Here is a 17,969-nt window from a genome sequence, read left to right on the forward strand (position 1 = left end):
TAAATCGGAAATCAAAGGGGGAGACATGATGGAATATTCAGCGATTCATCATCAACCGTTCAGTTCTGATGCTTATTCTTATGACGGAAGGACAGTGCATATCAAGATTCGGACAAAAAAAGGCGATGCTGATCACATTCGATTCATTTGGGGGGATCCATATGAATACAACGTCGGCAGGTGGTCGGCAAATGAGCAGCCGATGAGGAAAATTGCCGCAACAGACTTGCATGATTATTGGTTTGCTAAAGTGGTGCCGACATATAGGCGCTTGCAATATGCGTTTGTTATAACAGACCATCAAGAAGACATCTTTTTCGGAAGTTCAGGTGTATGCCCTTATAACGAAAAAACGCTGGAGACGACCCATTATTATTTTAAACTTCCATTCGTTCATGAGGCTGATACATTCCAAGCGCCTGAGTGGGCCAAATCAACGGTTTGGTATCAAATTTTTCCGGAGCGTTTTGCAAATGGAAGAGAAGACTTGTCACCGGAGAATGCATTGCCGTGGGGGAGCAAGGATCCGGATGTAAATGATTTTTTTGGAGGCGATTTGCAAGGGATTATTGACAAGCTTGATTATTTAGAGGACTTAGGGGTGAACGGAGTTTATTTGACTCCGATCTTTTCCGCGCCTTCTAATCATAAATATGACACGCTGGATTACTATTCCATTGATCCGCATTTTGGAGATCCGGCGTTGTTTCGCACATTGGTCAGCCAGCTTCATCAGCGGGGGATGAGAATTATGCTTGATGCTGTTTTTAATCATATAGGCAGCGCTTCGCCGCAGTGGCAGGATGTCGTAAAAAATGGAGCTCAATCCCGCTATAAAGATTGGTTCCATATTCACTCTTTCCCTGTCAAAGAAGACAATTATGATAGGTTTGCGTTTACACCTCATATGCCGAAGCTAAATACGGCTAATCCAGAAGTACAGAGATATTTGCTTGATATTGCTTTGTACTGGATTCGTGAATTTGACATTGACGGCTGGCGTTTGGATGTGGCAAATGAAGTGGATCACGTTTTTTGGAAGACATTCAGGCAAGCCGTATCAGCAGAAAAGCCTGACGTTTATATTGTAGGGGAGATCTGGCATTCAGCCGAACCTTGGCTTAGAGGAGATGAATTTCATGCGGTGATGAACTATCCTTTTACAGAGCCTATGATTGAATATTTTGCTGACGGGACGATTCTAGCCTCGCGTATGGCCCACCGTGTAAATGCGCATTTAATGAATGGGATGAAGCAGGTCAATGAAGTAATGTTTAATTTACTGGATAGCCATGATACAAAACGCCTTTTGACCAGATGCCGAAATGACGAGAAAAAAGCACGCGCTTTGCTGGCCTTTATGTTTGCCCAGACGGGTTCACCATGCATCTATTACGGAACGGAAATCGGTCTGGACGGCGAAAATGATCCATTATGCCGGAAATGCATGGTTTGGGAAAAAGAGAAGCAAAACCAAGGCATGCTGCGGTTTATGAAACGGTTAATTGCTTTACGCAAACAGGAAAATGCTTTATTGACTGAGGGAAATCTTGAGTGGAATCTGCTGGATGACCAAAATCATTTTATTAGCTTTTCACGGACTCTTGATGAAAAAACACTAATGTATTTTTTTAATCAGGGGGACGCGACTCGACATGTCAGTTTGCGAGATTTGAAAATTGAAAGGAATAAGAAAATCTACGATGTATGGACAGATCAGCCGCTTCATCATCACGATGTCATTGCCGTTCAGCCGGGAGAATTTTTTATTTTGGGTACTGCCGTCCCTGTATAAAATTCTGTTATCGGTAACAAATCAAAAGTTGTTGTAACCGCTTTCTGGAGAACAATACAATTGTTATAGATTCATAAATAGAAGGGGGAAAAGAGATGATACCTTTTAAAAAAGGGTTCGCTTTATTGGCGGCATCAGTCCTGACATTCGGCCTTGCCGCCTGTTCAAATTCAAAAGATCCGGCAAGCTCTGATGGCAAAAAAGTCCTGACTGTGTCTGTCGAAGAAACCTATAAAGATTACATCGAAAGCATAAAAGCAAAGTTCGAAAAAGAGAATAATGTCACAATAAAAACTGTTGAAAAGCAAATGTTCGAACAGTTGGAAGCGCTTCCTCTAGATGGTCCGGCGGGTAATGCACCTGATGTTATGCTTGCAGCCTACGACCGGATCGGCGGTTTGGGACAGCAAGGTCATTTGCTTGATATTAAACCATCTCATACAAAAAGTTTTGGAGATAAGGAGATGCAGCAGGTAACGGTTGACGGCAAGGTGTATGGAATGCCGCTAGTCATTGAAACACTTGTTTTGTATTACAACAAAGATCTGTTACAAACAGCACCAAAAACATTTAAAGACCTTGAAAAATTAACGGAGGATTCCCGGTTTGCGTTCGCTTCGGAAAAAGGAAAATCAACTGGATTTTTAGCTAAATGGACTGACTTTTATATGTCGTACGGTTTGTTGGCCGGTTACGGCGGATATGTATTTGGAAAAAACGGCACAGATTCCGGGGACATCGGCCTGAACAATAAAGGGGCTGTAGAAGCGGTGAAATATGCCGAGAAATGGTTTAAAACATATTGGCCAAAAGGCATGCAAGACAATTCAAGCGCAGACGATTTTATCCAGCAGATGTTTTTAGATGGCAAAGCGGCTGCGATCATCGGCGGACCTTGGTCAGCTGCCAACTATAAAGAGGCTAAATTGAACTACGGAGCAGCTCCCATTCCGACATTGCCAAATGGAGAAGAATATGCCCCTTTTGCAGGCGGGAAGGGCTGGGTTGCATCAAAATATACAAAAGAACCCGAACTGGCTGAAAAATGGCTTGAGTATGCTGCAAATGATGCCAATGCTTACGCTTTTTATGAGAATACAAACGAAGTTCCGGCTAATACAGCTGCAAGGAAGAAAGCGGATGAGCAACAAAATGAGCTGACGTCTGCTGTGATTAAACAATATGAAACAGCGACACCGACTCCGAATATTCCGGAAATGGCTGAGGTATGGACGGGAGCGGAAAGTTTAATTTTTGACGCAGTTTCAGGAAAAAAAGCGGCGCAAACATCAGCGAATGATGCTGTAAACGTCATAAAGGAAAATATCAAAGAAAAGTATGTGAAATAAAACGGCGGGGTAGCGTCCGGAAGAATAGAGGGCGAAAAAATGAATAAACACCACACACTTGCAAAGCAAAAACGAAAGGCAGGGCTTTTATCGATCATTCCAGGACTTGGGCAGATCGTGAATCAGCAGTTTTCTAAGGGAATCTTGTTTCTTGCCATCACAGGTTTGTTCGCTGTTGAATTATGCGTTTTCGGCATTCAGGCGCTCACCGGATTGATTACATTGGGAAGTGTGCCGGGTGAAGACCATTCACTGTTTATGCTGATTGAAGGCACGCTGCAATTGATTGTGACGCTGATTTTCCTCATGTTCTATATCTTTAATATTCATGATGCGCGTAAGACCGCCGCTATGAAAGCGGCGGGTTTGGAGATCAATACAACGGCCAAGGATATGATCTGTCATGCGGGTGATAAAGGGTTTCCATATTTATTTACACTGCCGGCATATATCATGATGGTGTTTGTGATTATTTTTCCGGTTTTGGTGACTCTGCTTGTTGCATGTACAAACTATGATTTTTATCATATTCCGCCTAACAGCCTGATTGACTGGGTCGGTTTTAAAAATTTCTTGAATATATTTTTCCTCGGCTCCTATCGTGAAACATTTGTGAATGTACTCGGCTGGACGATCATCTGGACAATCTGTGCGACAACGCTGCAAATCATTTTGGGGATCGTGACGGCACTTTTCGTCAATCAGGATTTCATAAAATGCAAGCGGATATTCCGTATGATTTTCTTACTTCCATGGGCTGTTCCGGCTTTTATTACAATCATGAGTTTTTCCAACATGTTTAACGACAGCATAGGGGCGGTGAATGCGCAAGTGATTCCATTATTAAATCACCTGCCGTTTGTAGAGCTTCCGGCGATTGCGTGGAAGACTGATCCTTTCTGGACAAAGACAGCCCTCATTATGATTCAGACTTGGCTTGGCTTTCCCTATATTTATGTCATGGTAACGGGCGTGCTTCAGGCGATTCCAGGTGAACTGTATGAAGCGGCAAAGATTGACGGGGCTACTTTTATTCAGCGTTTTCAACATATTACGTTCCCGATGATTTTATTTGCGACAGCACCCGTGATGATTACCCAGTATACGTTTAATTTCAATAATTTCTCGATTATTTACTTATTTAATGAGGGAGGACCGGGGAGCGCGGGAGCCGGGGCCGGGTCGACCGATATCTTAATTTCTTGGATTTATAAACTGACAACAGGCACATCACCGCAATATTCCGTAGCGGCAGCTGTTACACTATTAATTTCTTTCATTGTCATTGGAATTTCCCTGATTGCTTTCAAAAAATCGAATGCTTTTGGCAATGAGGAGGTTATGTAGGTGAACGTGAGAACTGCCAGAATGTTTAATAGAATCTGTACCTATTTATTTTTGGCGCTTTTAAGTATTGTCATTATATATCCCTTGCTGATTACGGCATCATCGGCTTTCCGTGTGGGAAATGCGGCGGCTTTTCAGCTCGATTTTTCGGGTTCTTGGACTTTGGATCATTTTAAGCGGCTGTTTGACGAGACGCTTTATCTTCATTGGTACAGCAATACACTTGTCATCGCGTTATCGGTCATGGTATTGCAGGTTACCATTGTTACACTTGCCGGGTATACGTACAGCCGCTATCGATTTGCAGGCCGAAAAAAGAGCCTGGTATTCTTTTTAATCATTCAAATGGTGCCGACGATGGCAGCACTGACTGCTTTTTACGTTCTGGCGATGCTGATAGGCGCACTCGACCAATACTGGTTTTTGACAGCGATCTATATCGGCGGCGGAATTCCGATGAACACGTGGCTAATGAAAGGTTATTTTGATACTGTCCCGAGAGAAATTGATGAAGCTGCGCGAATTGATGGGGCGGGACATCTGAGGATTTTCGCTTCCATTGTTCTGCCGCTTGTTAAGCCGATGCTTGCGGTGCAAGCGCTTTGGGCGTTTATGGCACCGTTCGGCGACTATTTGCTGGCTAAATTTTTGCTTCGCTCACCGGAAAGGCTGACCATCGCTGTGGGATTGCAGTCCTTCATTTCAAATCCGCAGCAGCAAAAAGTCGCCCTGTTTGCGGCCGGAGCTATACTTGCTGCACTGCCGATCTGTGTCTTGTTCTTTTTTCTCCAAAAGAACTTTGTGTCCGGGCTGACAGCCGGCGGAACAAAGGGGTAATTTGATGAAGAATCTGCAAAATGAAAGCTTTATCATTCGCTTCCTGAAAGCGGCTGCATCCCCGTCAGGTGTTTGCCGTTACGGGAATACATTCAGCTGGCTGCATCTCTCTTTTCTCTTTATGTTTTTAACGGCCTGCTTGATGGCGCCGTTGACGGTTTCGTTTATGAAAATGGATCGCTTCAGTGTTGCATCTTTCATGCCGTCAGCTATTCAAAAGGTTAATGATCGATTTGCTGATCAATTACAAGGTTTTCAAATCAGAAACGGAAAACTAACAGGCGGTAAGAGCCCTGAGCGGATTGAAGATGGACAGAATTTGCTGGCGATCGATTTGAAGCATGAATATCAGACAAACGGTGAAAATGGGCGATTGAAAGTAACTGGGTATGATAACGCCATCGTATTTCAATCTGATCAACTGGTGATCACCGATCAAAACGGAACGGGGTTTTCTGTTGGCTATGCAAAAATGGATGCTAAGCTCAAAGAACCGAACGTCCATGATATAGAGGTTTTGATCGATACATTATGGTTGGCACAGTATAGGCCGATGATCATGATGCTGGCATATGCGGTGATTTTTATGATTCAGCTTTTTTTAACGGCTGTTCTTGCGGGGGGCATCTGGGCCACAAAACGATCAAACATGATCTCTATTGCGTCATTCAAGGAAGGGGCATCTATGGCGATTTGCGCATCAGCACTGCCGGCATTTGTGGCCGCTGCTGTCGGTACGGTTCATTTTGACTTGATCACTGTATTGATGATCCATTCGTGTGGCGTCACTTTGATGATCTCTTTTGCATTTAGATATTTGACCAAAACCCGCCGTTATAATGGAAACTTACATTCGGGAGGAAATTATGATAAATCAGCGGTTATTCGAGATTGATGAATGGAAAATCAAAACACATACATTTCAGAAGGAACATACACGGCTGCAGGAAAGCCTGACTTCTCTTGCTAACGGCTATATGGGAGTCAGAGGGAATTTTGAAGAGGGCTATTCAGGCGACAGTCACCAAGGCACATATATTGCAGGCGTCTGGTTCCCTGACAAAACACGGGTAGGCTGGTGGAAAAACGGGTATCCGGAGTATTTCGGAAAAGTGATCAATGCGATGAATTTTATTGGCATAGACTTATATATTGATGGTGAAAAAGTCGATCTCTATCAAAACCAAATCGAATCATTTGAGTTAGAACTCAATATGAAAGAGGGGATTCTGCGGCGAAGCGCTGTTGTCCGCATTCATGATAAAATCGTCAGAATCAGATCTGAGCGATTTCTTAGCCTTGCCGTAAAAGAGCTTTGTGCGATTCATTATGAAGCGGAGTGCCTGACAGAAGATGCTGTCATTACGCTTGTTCCTTACCTGGATGGAAATGTCGCAAATGAAGATTCTAACTACCAAGAACAGTTTTGGCAGGAAGAAGAGAAAGGGGCTGATTCTCACCGCGGCCATTTAGTCACAAAAACGATCGAAAATCCATTTGGAACACCGCGCTTTACTGTTTCAGCTGCAATGGCAAACGTGACAGAGGACTTTGTCAGTGAAAACTCTCAAACAGCTGGGATGTATGTCGAGAATCGCTACAGTTATCAAACGAAGGCTTCTTTGAAAAAGTTTATTATTGTCACGACTTCCCGTGATTTTCGGGAGGCAGAGCTTTTATCGAAAGCCAAGGAGCTATTGGCGGGTGTTCTTGAGAACGGATATGAAGAAGCGAAACGGAGACACACTGATCAATGGAAGGAAAGATGGGCAAAAGCGGATATAGAGATTAAAGGGGATGAGGAACTTCAGCAAGGAATCCGCTACAATATCTTTCAATTATTCTCGACATATTACGGGGGCGATGCCCGTTTGAATATCGGGCCGAAAGGATTTACTGGCGAAAAATACGGAGGTGCTGCATATTGGGATACTGAGGCATATGCCGTGCCAATGTATTTGGCGACAGCCGAGCCGGAGGTGACGAAAAACCTGCTTTTATACCGCTATCATCATTTGGATGCAGCTAAACGGAATGCCGCCAACCTGGGGATGAAGGGGGCACTTTACCCGATGGTGACGTTTACAGGTGATGAATGCCACAACGAATGGGAGATCACCTTTGAAGAAATTCACCGCAATGGCGCGATTTGCTATGCGATCTGCAATTACGTCCACTATACAGGCGACCATGACTATATGAAAGAATACGGAATAGACGTTCTCGTGGAGGTCAGCAGGTTTTGGGCCGACCGCGTTCACTTCTCGAAACGAAAAAACAAGTATATGATCCACGGCGTCACAGGGCCGAATGAATACGAAAACAATGTCAACAACAATTGGTATACAAATGTAATCGCGGCTTGGACGTTGGAGTATACATTAGAAAATCTCGAAAGGATTTCAGCGGAAAAACGCCGCCAGCTTGATGTGCAGGAAGAAGAATTGAAGGTGTGGAGAAATATCATCCAGCACATGTATTATCCGTATAGTGAAGAACTGCAAATTTTCATTCAGCATGACACATTCTTGGATAAAGACCTGCAATCAGCGGACGAATTAAATCCAGCTGAGCGGCCTCTTTATCAGAATTGGTCCTGGGACAAGATTCTCCGCTCCAATTTTATTAAGCAGGCAGATGTGCTTCAAGGCATTTATCTTTTTCATGACCGTTTTACAATGGAAGAAAAACGGCGAAACTTTGAATTTTATGAACCAATGACTGTTCATGAATCAAGCCTGTCGCCCTCTGTCCATGCGGTTCTCGCCGCCGAACTCAAAAAGGAAAAGAAAGCGCTTGAATTATGTAAGCGTACAGCAAGGCTTGATCTCGACAATTACAATCATGACACGGAAGAAGGCCTGCACATTACATCAATGACGGGAAGCTGGCTCGCAATTGTTCAGGGCTTTGCAGGCATGCGCATCACGAATGAGACGCTGTCATTTGCTCCGTTTTTGCCGCAAGAATGGGACGGATATTCGTTCAAAATCAATTATCGAAACCGATTAATCAATGTTAGGGTCGACAAAATGAAGGCCTCATTTGAGCTTTTAAGAGGCGAGCCGCTGCACATGAAAGTTTATGATGAACCGGTTGTCCTAGATGGACGATGCGAAAGGAGCATGCCTGATGAGTGAATGGTGGAAAGAAGCTGTCGTTTATCAAATTTACCCCCGCAGTTTTTATGATGCCAACGGAGATGGATTCGGGGATTTGCAAGGTGTGATTCAAAAGCTGGATTACATCAAACATCTCGGGGCGGATGTGATCTGGCTCTCCCCGGTGTTTGATTCCCCGCAGGATGATAACGGCTATGACATCAGTGACTACAGAAACATGTACGAAAAATTTGGCACAAATGAAGATATGTTTCAGTTAATTGATGAAGTGCATCAACGCGGAATGAAGATCATCATGGATTTGGTCGTGAACCACACGTCAGATGAGCATGCCTGGTTTGCTGAAAGCCGCAGGTCAAAGGATAATCCTTACCGGGATTATTATTTTTGGAAAGATCCGAAACCGGACGGCTCAGAACCGAACAATTGGGGGTCGATCTTCTCAGGCCCGGCGTGGACATTTGATGAAGGAACAGGGCAGTATTATTTGCACTATTTTTCGAAAAAACAGCCTGATTTAAACTGGGAAAATGAAGCGGTGCGCCGGGAAGTTTATGATTTGATGAGATTTTGGATGGATAAAGGCGTTGACGGCTGGCGAATGGATGTGATCGGCTCCATTTCCAAGTACATCGACTTTCCGGACTACGAAACAGATAACAGCCGCAGCTATATCGTCGGCCGTTATCATTCGAATGGCCCCCGCCTTCATGAATTTATTCAAGAGATGAACAAGGAAGTGCTTTCTCATTACGACTGCATGACAGTCGGAGAGGCAAACGGCTCTGATATTGAAGAGGCGAAAAAATACACAGATGCAAGCAGGCAAGAGCTGAATATGATCTTTACTTTTGAACATATGGATATTGATACAGAACAAAACTCTCCAAACGGAAAATGGCAGATCAAGCCGTTTGATTTAATTGCTTTAAAAAAGACGATGACAAGATGGCAGACCGGGTTAATGAATGTCGGCTGGAATACCCTATATTTTGAAAACCATGATCAGCCGAGGGTTATTTCCCGCTGGGGCAATGACGGTGAGCTGCGAAAACAGTGTGCAAAAGCATTTGCAACGGTTCTCCACGGCATGAAAGGAACACCGTTTATTTACCAGGGAGAAGAAATCGGCATGGTCAACAGTGATATGCCGCTGGAGATGTATGACGATCTTGAAATAAAAAATGCATATCGTGAACTAGTCATCGAAAACAAAACGATGTCAGAAAAAGAGTTTTTAAAAGCCGTGACGAAAAAAGGGCGGGACCATGCGAGAACACCGATGCAATGGGATGCCGGTAAACATGCGGGCTTCACAACCGGAGACCCTTGGATAGCAGTAAATTCCCGCTATCAAGATATCAATGTGAAAGAGTCCCTGGAAGATCAAGATTCGATCTTTTATTACTATCAGAAGCTTATTCAATTACGAAAGCAATACAAGATCATAGTATATGGAGATTATCAGCTGCTGCAGGAGAATGATCCGCAAATCTTTTCTTACCTCCGTGAATATCAAGGGGAAAAGCTTCTCGTCGTTGTGAATTTGTCGGAAGAGAAGGCTCTGTTCGAGATGCCTAAGGAACTGATTCATGAGCGCTGGAAAGTGCTGATTTCCAACGATTCGCGGGAGCGGGCTGATTTGAAGAGCATTTGCCTCGAACCTTATGAAGCTGTGATGGGCATTAGCATATGAAAGCGGTCATTTTTGATTTGGACGGAGTGATAACAGACACTGCTGAATATCATTTTCTCGCCTGGAAGCATATCGCAGAACAAATCGATATCCCCTTTGACAGAAGTATGAATGAAAATCTAAAAGGAATCAGCAGAGAAGAATCACTTGAAAGCATACTTACCCTTGGCGGTGCGGAAACAAAATATACAAATGCGGAGAAACAAGAACTTATGCATCAAAAAAATCAATATTATCAAACGTTGATCAGCGAATTGAAGCCGGAACATCTTTTGCCGGGAATCGGCAGGCTTCTTTGTGAATTAAAAGGCGAAAATATAAAAATCGGATTAGCGTCTTCAAGTCGCAATGCCCCTGAGATTATAAAACGTTTGGAGATTATTGATGATTTTCATGCTATTGTTGACCCGACGGCACTTGCGAATGGGAAACCTGATCCCGAAATCTTTTTAACAGCTGCAGCGCAGCTCGGCGTTTCCCCGGCTGATTGTGCGGCAATAGAAGACGCTGAAGCAGGCATTTCCGCAATCAAATCTGCCGGGATGTTTGCGGTAGGAGTCGGTCATGAACAGTCAATGCTTGGTGCTAATCTAATTGTGAGGCAAACTTGTGAGTTGACGTTTGAGCTGTTGAATGAGGAATGGGAGCAGTATAGAATAAAACGTTTTTAAGAAGCGTTAGACAATTCCTTCAAATAAAAAACCTGCAAGAGACATAGCTCTTGCAGGTTGTGCAGTATTACTTTTGTTCTTCTGTGTTGCGAGTCAGGATTTTGTCAATCAGGCCGTATTCAAGCGCTTCTTCAGCAGACTTGAAGTTGTCGCGATCTGTGTCGCGTTCGATCACTTCAAGTGGCTGGCCAGTACGTTCAGCAAGAACTTTGTTTAATTTGTCGCGAAGCAAGAGAATGCGTTTCGCGGCAATTTCAATTTCTGTCGCCTGACCTTGCGCACCGCCAAGAGGCTGGTGAATCATGACTTCACTGTTTGGAAGCGCATAGCGTTTGCCTTTTTCGCCGGCAGCAAGCAGGAACGCACCCATTGATGCAGCCATACCGATACAAATTGTAGATACCTTCGGCTTAATAAACTGCATGGTATCATAGATCGCCATACCGGCTGTGATAGAGCCGCCCGGGCTGTTGATGTAAATAGAAATATCTTTTTCAGGGTCTTCTGCTTCTAAGAATAAAAGCTGTGACACGATGGAGTTCGCAACGTTGTCATCAATCGCAGATCCAAGCATGATGATACGGTCCTTTAATAGACGAGAATAAATGTCATACGCTCTTTCCCCGCGGTTCGTTTGTTCAATGACTGTAGGTATTAAATTCATAATGCTCCTCCTTCACCTTTTAGGTAAGTATGTAGTTACATGATACATTTTTGGTCAATAAAGGTCAAACAAAAAGCTGGCTGGATATGCAAAGTCGTCTCTTTTTCCCATTTTCCCCAAAAATACAGGGGTTCAAACCATCGTATGTCAGATTGCCAAATAAGATGATGTGCCTGATGTAAAAAACGGCCTCTTGAAATAGAGGGTTGTTATTTCAATGGAATTATCGTATAATTAGTTGTGCTGACGTTCTCATAACACAGTCAACATGCGCTCGTAGCTCAGTTGGATAGAGCGGTGGTTTCCGGTACCACGTCTGTCGGGGGTTCGAATCCCTCCGAGCGCGTCCAATAGAACAACAGAAAAGACAAGGGTTTGGCATTTTGCCGCTCTTGTCTTTTTTGTTTTATAAATCTTTCTCGCCGCAACATAAATTTTCCTCCTCTAGGGCACGTTATGAGATGTATGATATTGAATTTGCGAGGAGGATGAACATGGGTATTTTAAGCGGAAATCCCCAGGATGAACCGATGCATTATGGTGAGGTATTCAGCTTGTGGAGTTATGTGATGGCGGGCAATAAAATGGTCGGCAATTATCAGATGTTATTGCATCATGTCGGTGATGACGACCTGAAAAAGCTGCTTCGTGAATCGATTGAGAAGTGCCAAGACGAAATAAAACAGGTCAATGCGATCCTGAAAGAAAACGGAGTGGCGCTCCCGCCGGCTTCTCCTGAACCGCCGGCTGCAGATCTCAAAGATATTCCGCCGGGTGCGCGGTTTCTTGATCCGGATGTGGCGGCCTCTGCGGCAGCGCAAAATGCTGCAGGCCTTGTGACGTGCAGCAAAATTATGGGGCAGTCCATTCGTGAGGATATTGCCATGATGTTTGGGCAATTCCATGTATCGAAAGCGGCAACCGGCGCAAAATACTTAAGACTGCTAAAAAACAAAGGCTGGCTCATCCCGCCGCCGCTTCATCTACAAAAACATCAAGACGATTAATGGAAAGGGCATATACAGCTGTATATGCCCTTATCTTATGATTAAGCCGTAAGACGCAGTCCGATGACGCCGGTGAGGATTAGGCAAAGAGAAATCACCTGGGAAAGCTGAAATCGCTCCTTAAACCAGATGAACCCGACCGCAGAAACGCCAATACTGCCAATACCGGTCCAAACGGCATAAGCGACCCCGGCAGGCAGAATCAGCATCGCTTGTGATAGGCAGTAAAAGGATAGGCCAAAACCAACAGTCATCACAATGATCGGCCATTTTTTTCTTGTTCCGTCTATATATTTCATCGCAACAGCAGCTATTATTTCTTCTAAACCGGCAATCACTAATAAAAACCATGCCATTATTTTTCACCTCCCGGCTGAGATTTGCTTTCTTTCGTGAATAGCTTCATTCCTAAAATACCTGCCAGCAATAAAGCTAAAAAAAACATTTGGGCTGCTGAGAAAGATTCGCCCAACGCAATTCCAGTAATATATGTTCCGACGGTTCCGATTCCGACAAATACAGTGTATGCCGCGGCCATCGGGATTTTTTGATAAGAGCGGATCAACAGGATAAAGCTGATCGCAATCAAAATAAAAATGATGATCCAATCCAGTAGCGAATCGGCATGTTTGAGGGAAGAAGCCCAAACAACTTCTAATAGCCCTGCAATCAAAACTAGCACCCAATGCAAATGAAACACCTCTCCAGTATAATGAATGAACGTCAGTCATTTTAAGACGTTAAAAAATGAGCGGTGTTACCCAGTCATTTTTTAAGCAATACCTAAGCTTCGTTTTAAGAAAGTAAAGATTTCTTTTTTATACACTTCGATATTTTCATCTTGTTCAAATCCAATATAGAAACGTTCTGCAGTGTTCTCGACCAAGTTGATAATTGTTCTTGCTGTCCATTTTGCATTGATTTCTTCAGTTACCTCATGGTTTTCAATCGCCTTATTGATGATTTTTTCAAGCCAGGAATAATAAGGCTGATAGATCGTCTCCCATTTTTCCATGGAGTGGTCGATCGCAAGTCCGGAGTAACAGAGAACGATAATATCCTTATGGCGTTCTGTAATGAGAAAAGTCTTATCAATTAATATATTTAAAACGGTCCAAAAATCCTCGTCTCCATGCAGTTTCCCTTTGATTTGGTCCAGCGTATGGGTGAGAAGATTTTCTGCAATTGCCGGAATGAGGGCGTTTTTAGATGAGAAATATAAGTAGAACGTTCCTTGGGCAGTTCCGGCCTTTTTGACAATATCAGAAATAGAGGCCTTATCGAGACCTTTTTCAGAAATAACTTCAATGGCAGCCTGCAGAATTTTTTCATATTTGCCCGATGATTGTTTTGGCATGAGGAACACCTCCTGTAATGACTGACTATCATTCATTTTACCGTGGGAATGTATGTTTGTAAAGAATAAAGAAGCAAGAAAAATTCTTGCTTCTTTATTTATCATAATCAATAGCAGCTTTCGGAAGCCCGGTATATTTTGCCCAGTAGTAAATCGCAAGTGAGCCGATGGCGACTAAAATGAGGTCGACGGGATTGCTGATGATGCCCAAACCGTTTCCGAAAGAGCCGATATAGGAAAAGATCAGCATCATAATATAGAAACCGATAAGCCACCACGCTGATTTCAGCTGCTGGGCAAGGCTGACATCCTCTTGAGGCGCATATTTGCTGAAACAGAGATAGATCAAAAACATGACGAGCTGCGAGCCGAGCAGCCAGGAAACAGTTGTCCATCCTGACCAGTACACGATAAACGCCGTGAAGATAAAGGAAAGCGGCCCGATAATGCTCATTCCTTTTAAATAAAATGGCCTGTTTAAGTCCTTCGCATTGACCCTCAGCGCTGCCGAACAAATAGGTGCAATCGCATAAGAAAGGATGAGTGCGACAGAACACACGTTGACAAGCGCGTTCCACGAAGGGAAGGGGAGCGTCCAGAAAATCGACATGGCAAACGAAAGCCAGAGTGAAGCACGGGGTGTTCCCGTTTCTTTATTGACCTTTGAAAATATGCCAAATAATGTGCCGTTACGCGCCCAGGCGTAAACGAGGCGAGACGTCGTGTTCATGAAAATATTCCCGTTTCCTCCGGGAGACAGGATGGCGTCTAAAATAACAAGCGTTGCAAGCCAGCCTAAACCGAGCATGACTGCAATGTCTTTAAACGGCAATGAGAACTCCCGCCCGATTGCCGGCCAGCCATTTTTAAGCGTTTCTGTCGGGATTGCGCCAATAAAGGTGACCTGCAAAACAGTGTAAATGATGGTTGAAACGATGATGCAAATGATTAAAGCGATTGGGATGTTGCGTTTTGGATTGCGCACTTCTCCTGCAACAGCGACAATCGGGTGCAGGCCGAGATATGCAAACATTACGCCACCAGTCGAAATTGCAGCCTGAATACCTGTAAAACCAAACGGCGCAAATCCCTCAACAGATAAATTCTGCGATTTAAAATGAAAGATCAGCACGATAATGATGGTAATCGGTACAATATATTTAAAAATCGATATAATGAAATTTGCCTTAGCGAAGGTTTTGACACTCCAATAATTCAGCAAGAAAAACAAGCATAGCAAGGCAAACTGCAAAATCCAGCCTGCAATGGTCGGCGAATCAGATCCTTTTATGGTCAGGCCGGGAAACCAATAGGCCACATACTGACGCACGGCCGTCACTTCAATTGAAATCAGGCTTGTGTAAGCGACAATCGTGACAAATGATATTAAGTAGCCGACAAGGTGGCCATGTGAATAAACGGGGTATCGAATGATGCCTCCGGTACGGGGAAGAGCAGCCCCAAGCTCCGCGTACACGAGCCCGATTAACAGAATGATGGCTCCGCCGATGATCCAGGAAAAAGCGCCCGAGGGTCCTGCTTTTGAAGCGACATTACTGACGGCGAACAGCCATGCTGATCCAAAGATGGCACCCATCCCAATCAAAATCAGATCAAACAGCGACATTGATTTTTGAAAATTTCCTTGTTTAGACATCCGCTTCCTCCTTAGAAACCAGCCTTATATTCCTTACAATGCCCAATATGTAACAGAGAATACCGCTCTAATAAAAAAACAGGTGCAGCAAGCGCTGCACCTGAAAAAGTGTAACTAAAACGTTAGAAGTATTAACAGGGGATAATTTTTTCTATTGTAAAATATCATATACATGATTTAAGTAGTGTTTGCTTAAATAAGCATAATCGTTAATTTGATCAAAGTAGATCATATAGGTTTGACCGGATGGTTCAATTCTTTTGACATAATCTAAATTTACGATATAACTCTTATGAGTTCGAGTAAATTTCTTACGGTCTAACTGTTCTTGTATTGACTTCAAGGTTTCAGGAGTTTTTATAATTTTTTTTGTACCATGGGATAATGTTACAAATTTTGTATATCTTTGTTCGGAAGTAATATAAACAATATTTTTTGTTTTGACAAAATCAATTCCCCTATCATTCTTTAATAATAAAAAGTCTTTAGGTTCAAAATGCAAATTCAACCGTATGTTCTTTTTGATTTTTTCCCAACAAATACTTAACCTTTCTTCTGTAAACGGTTTAACTAAATAGTCAATGGCATCAATTTCAAATGCTTTCCATGCATATTCCTTATAACCTGTAGTGAAAATAATTTTTATATTCTGATATCTGGTTTTTACAAGTTTAGCTAATGATAGGCCGTCTAGCTGAGGGAGATCAATATCAACAAATAACAGCTGTGGCTGGTGCTGATCGGTTAAATGAAAGGCTGTTTTACCATCAGATGCTTCTCCTACTATTTCTACATTTTTTCTTATCAAAAATTTTTTTAGGATATCCATAACATGGCGATTATCTTCAGCAATGACTGCATTAACCAACTTGTCCACCTTCTTTTTCAATTATTTTATCAGTTATTATAGGAATAAAAATTGAAAAGGTAGTGCCGTTTTTTTCAGAACTGTTTACTTCAAGCCGTCCTTGTGCTTTATCAATCACTTTTTTGATTGAAGCTAAGCCTAGGCCGGTATGTTTATATTTTGTAGAATATCCTTCTTTAAAAATAAGAGAGTGTTTGTGCTTAGGTATAACAGAATGTTCATTATGAACAGAAATAACCAAAAATGAATTTAAAAGCTGACTGATTCTAACTGATACTTGAGGAACTATTGAATCTTGATTTTTTGTTGCCTCAAATTCAGCATCAAATGCATTATCCAGTAAATTGCCGATTACTTGTATTAGCTCATAGTTTTGCATGCTCGTTTTCGGCATTAAATGTTTGACCTCGATATGAAAGGATAAGTTTCTTTTTTTAGCTGCCTCGTATTTTGACTGTAATAGGCCGGCAATAGAACTATTGTTTAAATGAATTAAAGTCTGTGAAACATCCAGATCCGCACATAATTCATTCAAATATATATGTAAATCCTCGTACCTTTTTGATTTAAATAAGTGATTTATAACGTGTAAGTGGTTTGAAAAGTCATGTTTTTTACTTCTTAATGAGAGTATGATATCTTCAATTTTTTTCGAGTATTTTCTTTCTAAAAGTAGATTAGAATCAGCTTGTAATAATTTAATCAATCTTGTTAGTAGTATGTAAATCAGGAATGGTAAGAGAGCTAGAAAAAATATATGAAATTTATTAGGGAGTTTTAGCAACGATAGAAACAGCGATAATGTAATGGTCAAAAATAACATCAGGATAATTCTTTTATGTGTTTTACTAATTTCAGATGAAAATACTTTATTAATGAATGAAATGAAGAATATTGATTGTATGCTTATGGACAAATATATAAGGGTGAAAATCAGCGATATGGGGGATATAGATAAGTTACTAACAATCAATAATGAGATCACTTTTGCCATAAGTTGAGAAAACATTATTGAAAGTGTGATAACCATCGAGAAACGCATACTTAGTTTACATATAAAACCTAAAAACATCAACAATAATATTGAATTTTCCGAAAAGTAAAGTAAAGATTGACCGCTGTTTAACATAATGAAGAAATGAAAAAAAGAGAAAATGAAAATCCTTTTTAAATCTGTAAGAAACAAAATCAAAATGAAAAAAATTGAAAGTTCTCCAATGGAATAATTTAAAATACTCCACAACATAATGACCCTCTCTTTTTCTACAGGGTAATTTTTTAATTCTAATAAATGTAAATCAAGAAGAAAAGATTGTAGGGTGAAAAACAAATTTGTTATAAATTTACTATTTGTATTTAAGATATCATGTTTGTTTTGTGTTTACAATACGATTTTTTCTTAAAATAAAACAATTCCTCCTGAAAGGGAAGACGCCTCATATTTTATAGCATATTCATACTAGTTCAATGGGGGCGGAGTTCATTTTTTGTCGATAGAACCATTCATCCCGTGAAAAAATTGTTTTATCCTGCTTTTTTATCCTGTTAATTGTTTTTTATTGGATATAAATCGCTAAAAGCTTATATTTATGTCAAATC

Annotated in this window: 16 protein-coding genes and 1 tRNA gene; 10 read left to right on the top strand and 7 right to left on the bottom strand. The window is 41.9% G+C overall.

The window, feature by feature from the left end; all coding sequences use genetic code 11:
- Nucleotides 1-25: 25 nt before the first annotated feature.
- From AC4CV5_RS03510 to pgmB, 8 genes are all read left to right on the top strand, one after another.
- The gene (locus AC4CV5_RS03510) at nucleotides 26-1,795 is read left to right on the top strand and encodes a glycoside hydrolase family 13 protein (protein ID WP_490922086.1); all 1,770 of its coding nucleotides are present in this window, start codon (nucleotides 26-28) and stop codon (nucleotides 1,793-1,795) included.
- Between the two features lie 95 nt (nucleotides 1,796-1,890).
- Entirely contained in the window at nucleotides 1,891-3,144 is a 1,254-nt protein-coding gene (gene mdxE, locus AC4CV5_RS03515; RefSeq protein WP_166847959.1) for a maltodextrin ABC transporter substrate-binding protein MdxE, read from the top strand.
- A 39-nt stretch (nucleotides 3,145-3,183) separates the two neighbouring features.
- Nucleotides 3,184-4,491, top strand: a complete 1,308-nt coding sequence (gene mdxF, locus AC4CV5_RS03520) for a maltodextrin ABC transporter permease MdxF (RefSeq protein WP_166847961.1) — start codon at nucleotides 3,184-3,186, stop codon at nucleotides 4,489-4,491.
- Nucleotides 4,492-5,328 (top strand): maltodextrin ABC transporter permease MdxG, encoded by an 837-nt coding sequence (gene mdxG, locus AC4CV5_RS03525; RefSeq protein ID WP_166847963.1) that lies wholly within the window; start codon nucleotides 4,492-4,494, stop codon nucleotides 5,326-5,328.
- 4 nt (nucleotides 5,329-5,332) lie between these two features.
- Nucleotides 5,333-6,223 (top strand): DUF1189 domain-containing protein, encoded by an 891-nt coding sequence (locus tag AC4CV5_RS03530; protein ID WP_222142082.1) that lies wholly within the window; start codon nucleotides 5,333-5,335, stop codon nucleotides 6,221-6,223.
- The gene (locus AC4CV5_RS03535) at nucleotides 6,195-8,468 is read left to right on the top strand and encodes a glycoside hydrolase family 65 protein (protein ID WP_490922087.1); all 2,274 of its coding nucleotides are present in this window, start codon (nucleotides 6,195-6,197) and stop codon (nucleotides 8,466-8,468) included. The genes AC4CV5_RS03530 and AC4CV5_RS03535 overlap by 29 nt, the downstream gene beginning before the upstream one ends.
- Nucleotides 8,461-10,146, top strand: a complete 1,686-nt coding sequence (locus AC4CV5_RS03540) for a glycoside hydrolase family 13 protein (protein ID WP_490922088.1) — start codon at nucleotides 8,461-8,463, stop codon at nucleotides 10,144-10,146. The genes AC4CV5_RS03535 and AC4CV5_RS03540 overlap by 8 nt, the downstream gene beginning before the upstream one ends.
- Nucleotides 10,143-10,817 carry a beta-phosphoglucomutase gene (gene pgmB, locus AC4CV5_RS03545; RefSeq protein ID WP_166847971.1) on the top strand — a complete coding sequence of 225 codons (675 nt, stop codon included), beginning with the start codon at nucleotides 10,143-10,145 and terminating at the stop codon, nucleotides 10,815-10,817. Before AC4CV5_RS03540 ends, pgmB begins: the two co-directional genes overlap by 4 nt.
- Nucleotides 10,818-10,884: 67 nt before the next feature.
- On the opposite strand, the gene clpP is transcribed toward pgmB, so the two are convergent.
- Nucleotides 10,885-11,481, bottom strand: a complete 597-nt coding sequence (clpP, locus tag AC4CV5_RS03550) for an ATP-dependent Clp endopeptidase proteolytic subunit ClpP (RefSeq protein ID WP_003219849.1) — start codon at nucleotides 11,479-11,481, stop codon at nucleotides 10,885-10,887.
- A 270-nt stretch (nucleotides 11,482-11,751) separates the two neighbouring features.
- Between clpP and AC4CV5_RS03555 the strand changes: the two genes are divergently transcribed.
- Together AC4CV5_RS03555 and AC4CV5_RS03560 are read left to right on the top strand one after the other, a co-directional pair.
- A tRNA-Arg gene (locus tag AC4CV5_RS03555) sits at nucleotides 11,752-11,827 on the top strand.
- Between the two features lie 148 nt (nucleotides 11,828-11,975).
- Nucleotides 11,976-12,488 carry a DUF3231 family protein gene (locus AC4CV5_RS03560; RefSeq protein ID WP_166848057.1) on the top strand — a complete coding sequence of 171 codons (513 nt, stop codon included), beginning with the start codon at nucleotides 11,976-11,978 and terminating at the stop codon, nucleotides 12,486-12,488.
- Nucleotides 12,489-12,529: 41 nt separating this feature from the next.
- Here AC4CV5_RS03560 and AC4CV5_RS03565 read toward each other — a convergent pair whose 3' ends face one another.
- From AC4CV5_RS03565 to AC4CV5_RS03590, 6 genes are all read right to left on the bottom strand, one after another.
- Nucleotides 12,530-12,844, bottom strand: coding sequence for a DMT family transporter (locus AC4CV5_RS03565; protein WP_166848060.1), 315 nt, complete (start codon nucleotides 12,842-12,844; stop codon nucleotides 12,530-12,532).
- Nucleotides 12,844-13,179, bottom strand: a complete 336-nt coding sequence (locus tag AC4CV5_RS03570; protein ID WP_166848063.1) for an SMR family transporter — start codon at nucleotides 13,177-13,179, stop codon at nucleotides 12,844-12,846. The genes AC4CV5_RS03565 and AC4CV5_RS03570 overlap by 1 nt, the downstream gene beginning before the upstream one ends.
- 81 nt (nucleotides 13,180-13,260) lie before the next feature.
- The gene (locus tag AC4CV5_RS03575) at nucleotides 13,261-13,845 is read right to left on the bottom strand and encodes a TetR/AcrR family transcriptional regulator (RefSeq protein WP_490922089.1); all 585 of its coding nucleotides are present in this window, start codon (nucleotides 13,843-13,845) and stop codon (nucleotides 13,261-13,263) included.
- Between the two features lie 94 nt (nucleotides 13,846-13,939).
- Nucleotides 13,940-15,502, bottom strand: a complete 1,563-nt coding sequence (aspP, locus tag AC4CV5_RS03580) for an aspartate/proton symporter AspP (RefSeq protein WP_373922972.1) — start codon at nucleotides 15,500-15,502, stop codon at nucleotides 13,940-13,942.
- 151 nt (nucleotides 15,503-15,653) lie between these two features.
- Entirely contained in the window at nucleotides 15,654-16,370 is a 717-nt protein-coding gene (locus tag AC4CV5_RS03585; RefSeq protein WP_072565311.1) for a LytR/AlgR family response regulator transcription factor, read from the bottom strand.
- Nucleotides 16,363-17,616: a sensor histidine kinase gene (locus tag AC4CV5_RS03590; protein ID WP_490922090.1), complete on the bottom strand. Its 1,254-nt coding sequence runs from the start codon at nucleotides 17,614-17,616 to the stop codon at nucleotides 16,363-16,365. Before AC4CV5_RS03590 ends, AC4CV5_RS03585 begins: the two co-directional genes overlap by 8 nt.
- Nucleotides 17,617-17,969: the final 353 nt, after the last annotated feature.

This window comes from Bacillus sp. NS1 (assembly GCF_058248265.1).

Excerpts from the sequence above, each read along its gene's own strand:
- AC4CV5_RS03510 (WP_490922086.1), top strand. The coding sequence starts at position 26 with ATGATGGAATATTCAGCGATTCATCATCAACCGTTCAGTTCTGATGCT.
- mdxE (WP_166847959.1), top strand. The coding sequence starts at position 1,891 with ATGATACCTTTTAAAAAAGGGTTCGCTTTATTGGCGGCATCAGTCCTG.
- mdxF (WP_166847961.1), top strand. The coding sequence starts at position 3,184 with ATGAATAAACACCACACACTTGCAAAGCAAAAACGAAAGGCAGGGCTT.
- AC4CV5_RS03530 (WP_222142082.1), top strand. The coding sequence starts at position 5,333 with ATGAAGAATCTGCAAAATGAAAGCTTTATCATTCGCTTCCTGAAAGCG.
- AC4CV5_RS03535 (WP_490922087.1), top strand. The coding sequence starts at position 6,195 with ATGATAAATCAGCGGTTATTCGAGATTGATGAATGGAAAATCAAAACA.
- AC4CV5_RS03540 (WP_490922088.1), top strand. The coding sequence starts at position 8,461 with ATGAGTGAATGGTGGAAAGAAGCTGTCGTTTATCAAATTTACCCCCGC.
- pgmB (WP_166847971.1), top strand. The coding sequence starts at position 10,143 with ATGAAAGCGGTCATTTTTGATTTGGACGGAGTGATAACAGACACTGCT.
- clpP (WP_003219849.1), bottom strand. The coding sequence starts at position 11,481 with ATGAATTTAATACCTACAGTCATTGAACAAACGAACCGCGGGGAAAGA.
- AC4CV5_RS03560 (WP_166848057.1), top strand. The coding sequence starts at position 11,976 with ATGGGTATTTTAAGCGGAAATCCCCAGGATGAACCGATGCATTATGGT.
- AC4CV5_RS03565 (WP_166848060.1), bottom strand. The coding sequence starts at position 12,844 with ATGGCATGGTTTTTATTAGTGATTGCCGGTTTAGAAGAAATAATAGCT.
- AC4CV5_RS03575 (WP_490922089.1), bottom strand. The coding sequence starts at position 13,845 with ATGCCAAAACAATCATCGGGCAAATATGAAAAAATTCTGCAGGCTGCC.
- aspP (WP_373922972.1), bottom strand. The coding sequence starts at position 15,502 with ATGTCTAAACAAGGAAATTTTCAAAAATCAATGTCGCTGTTTGATCTG.
- AC4CV5_RS03590 (WP_490922090.1), bottom strand. The coding sequence starts at position 17,616 with ATGTTGTGGAGTATTTTAAATTATTCCATTGGAGAACTTTCAATTTTT.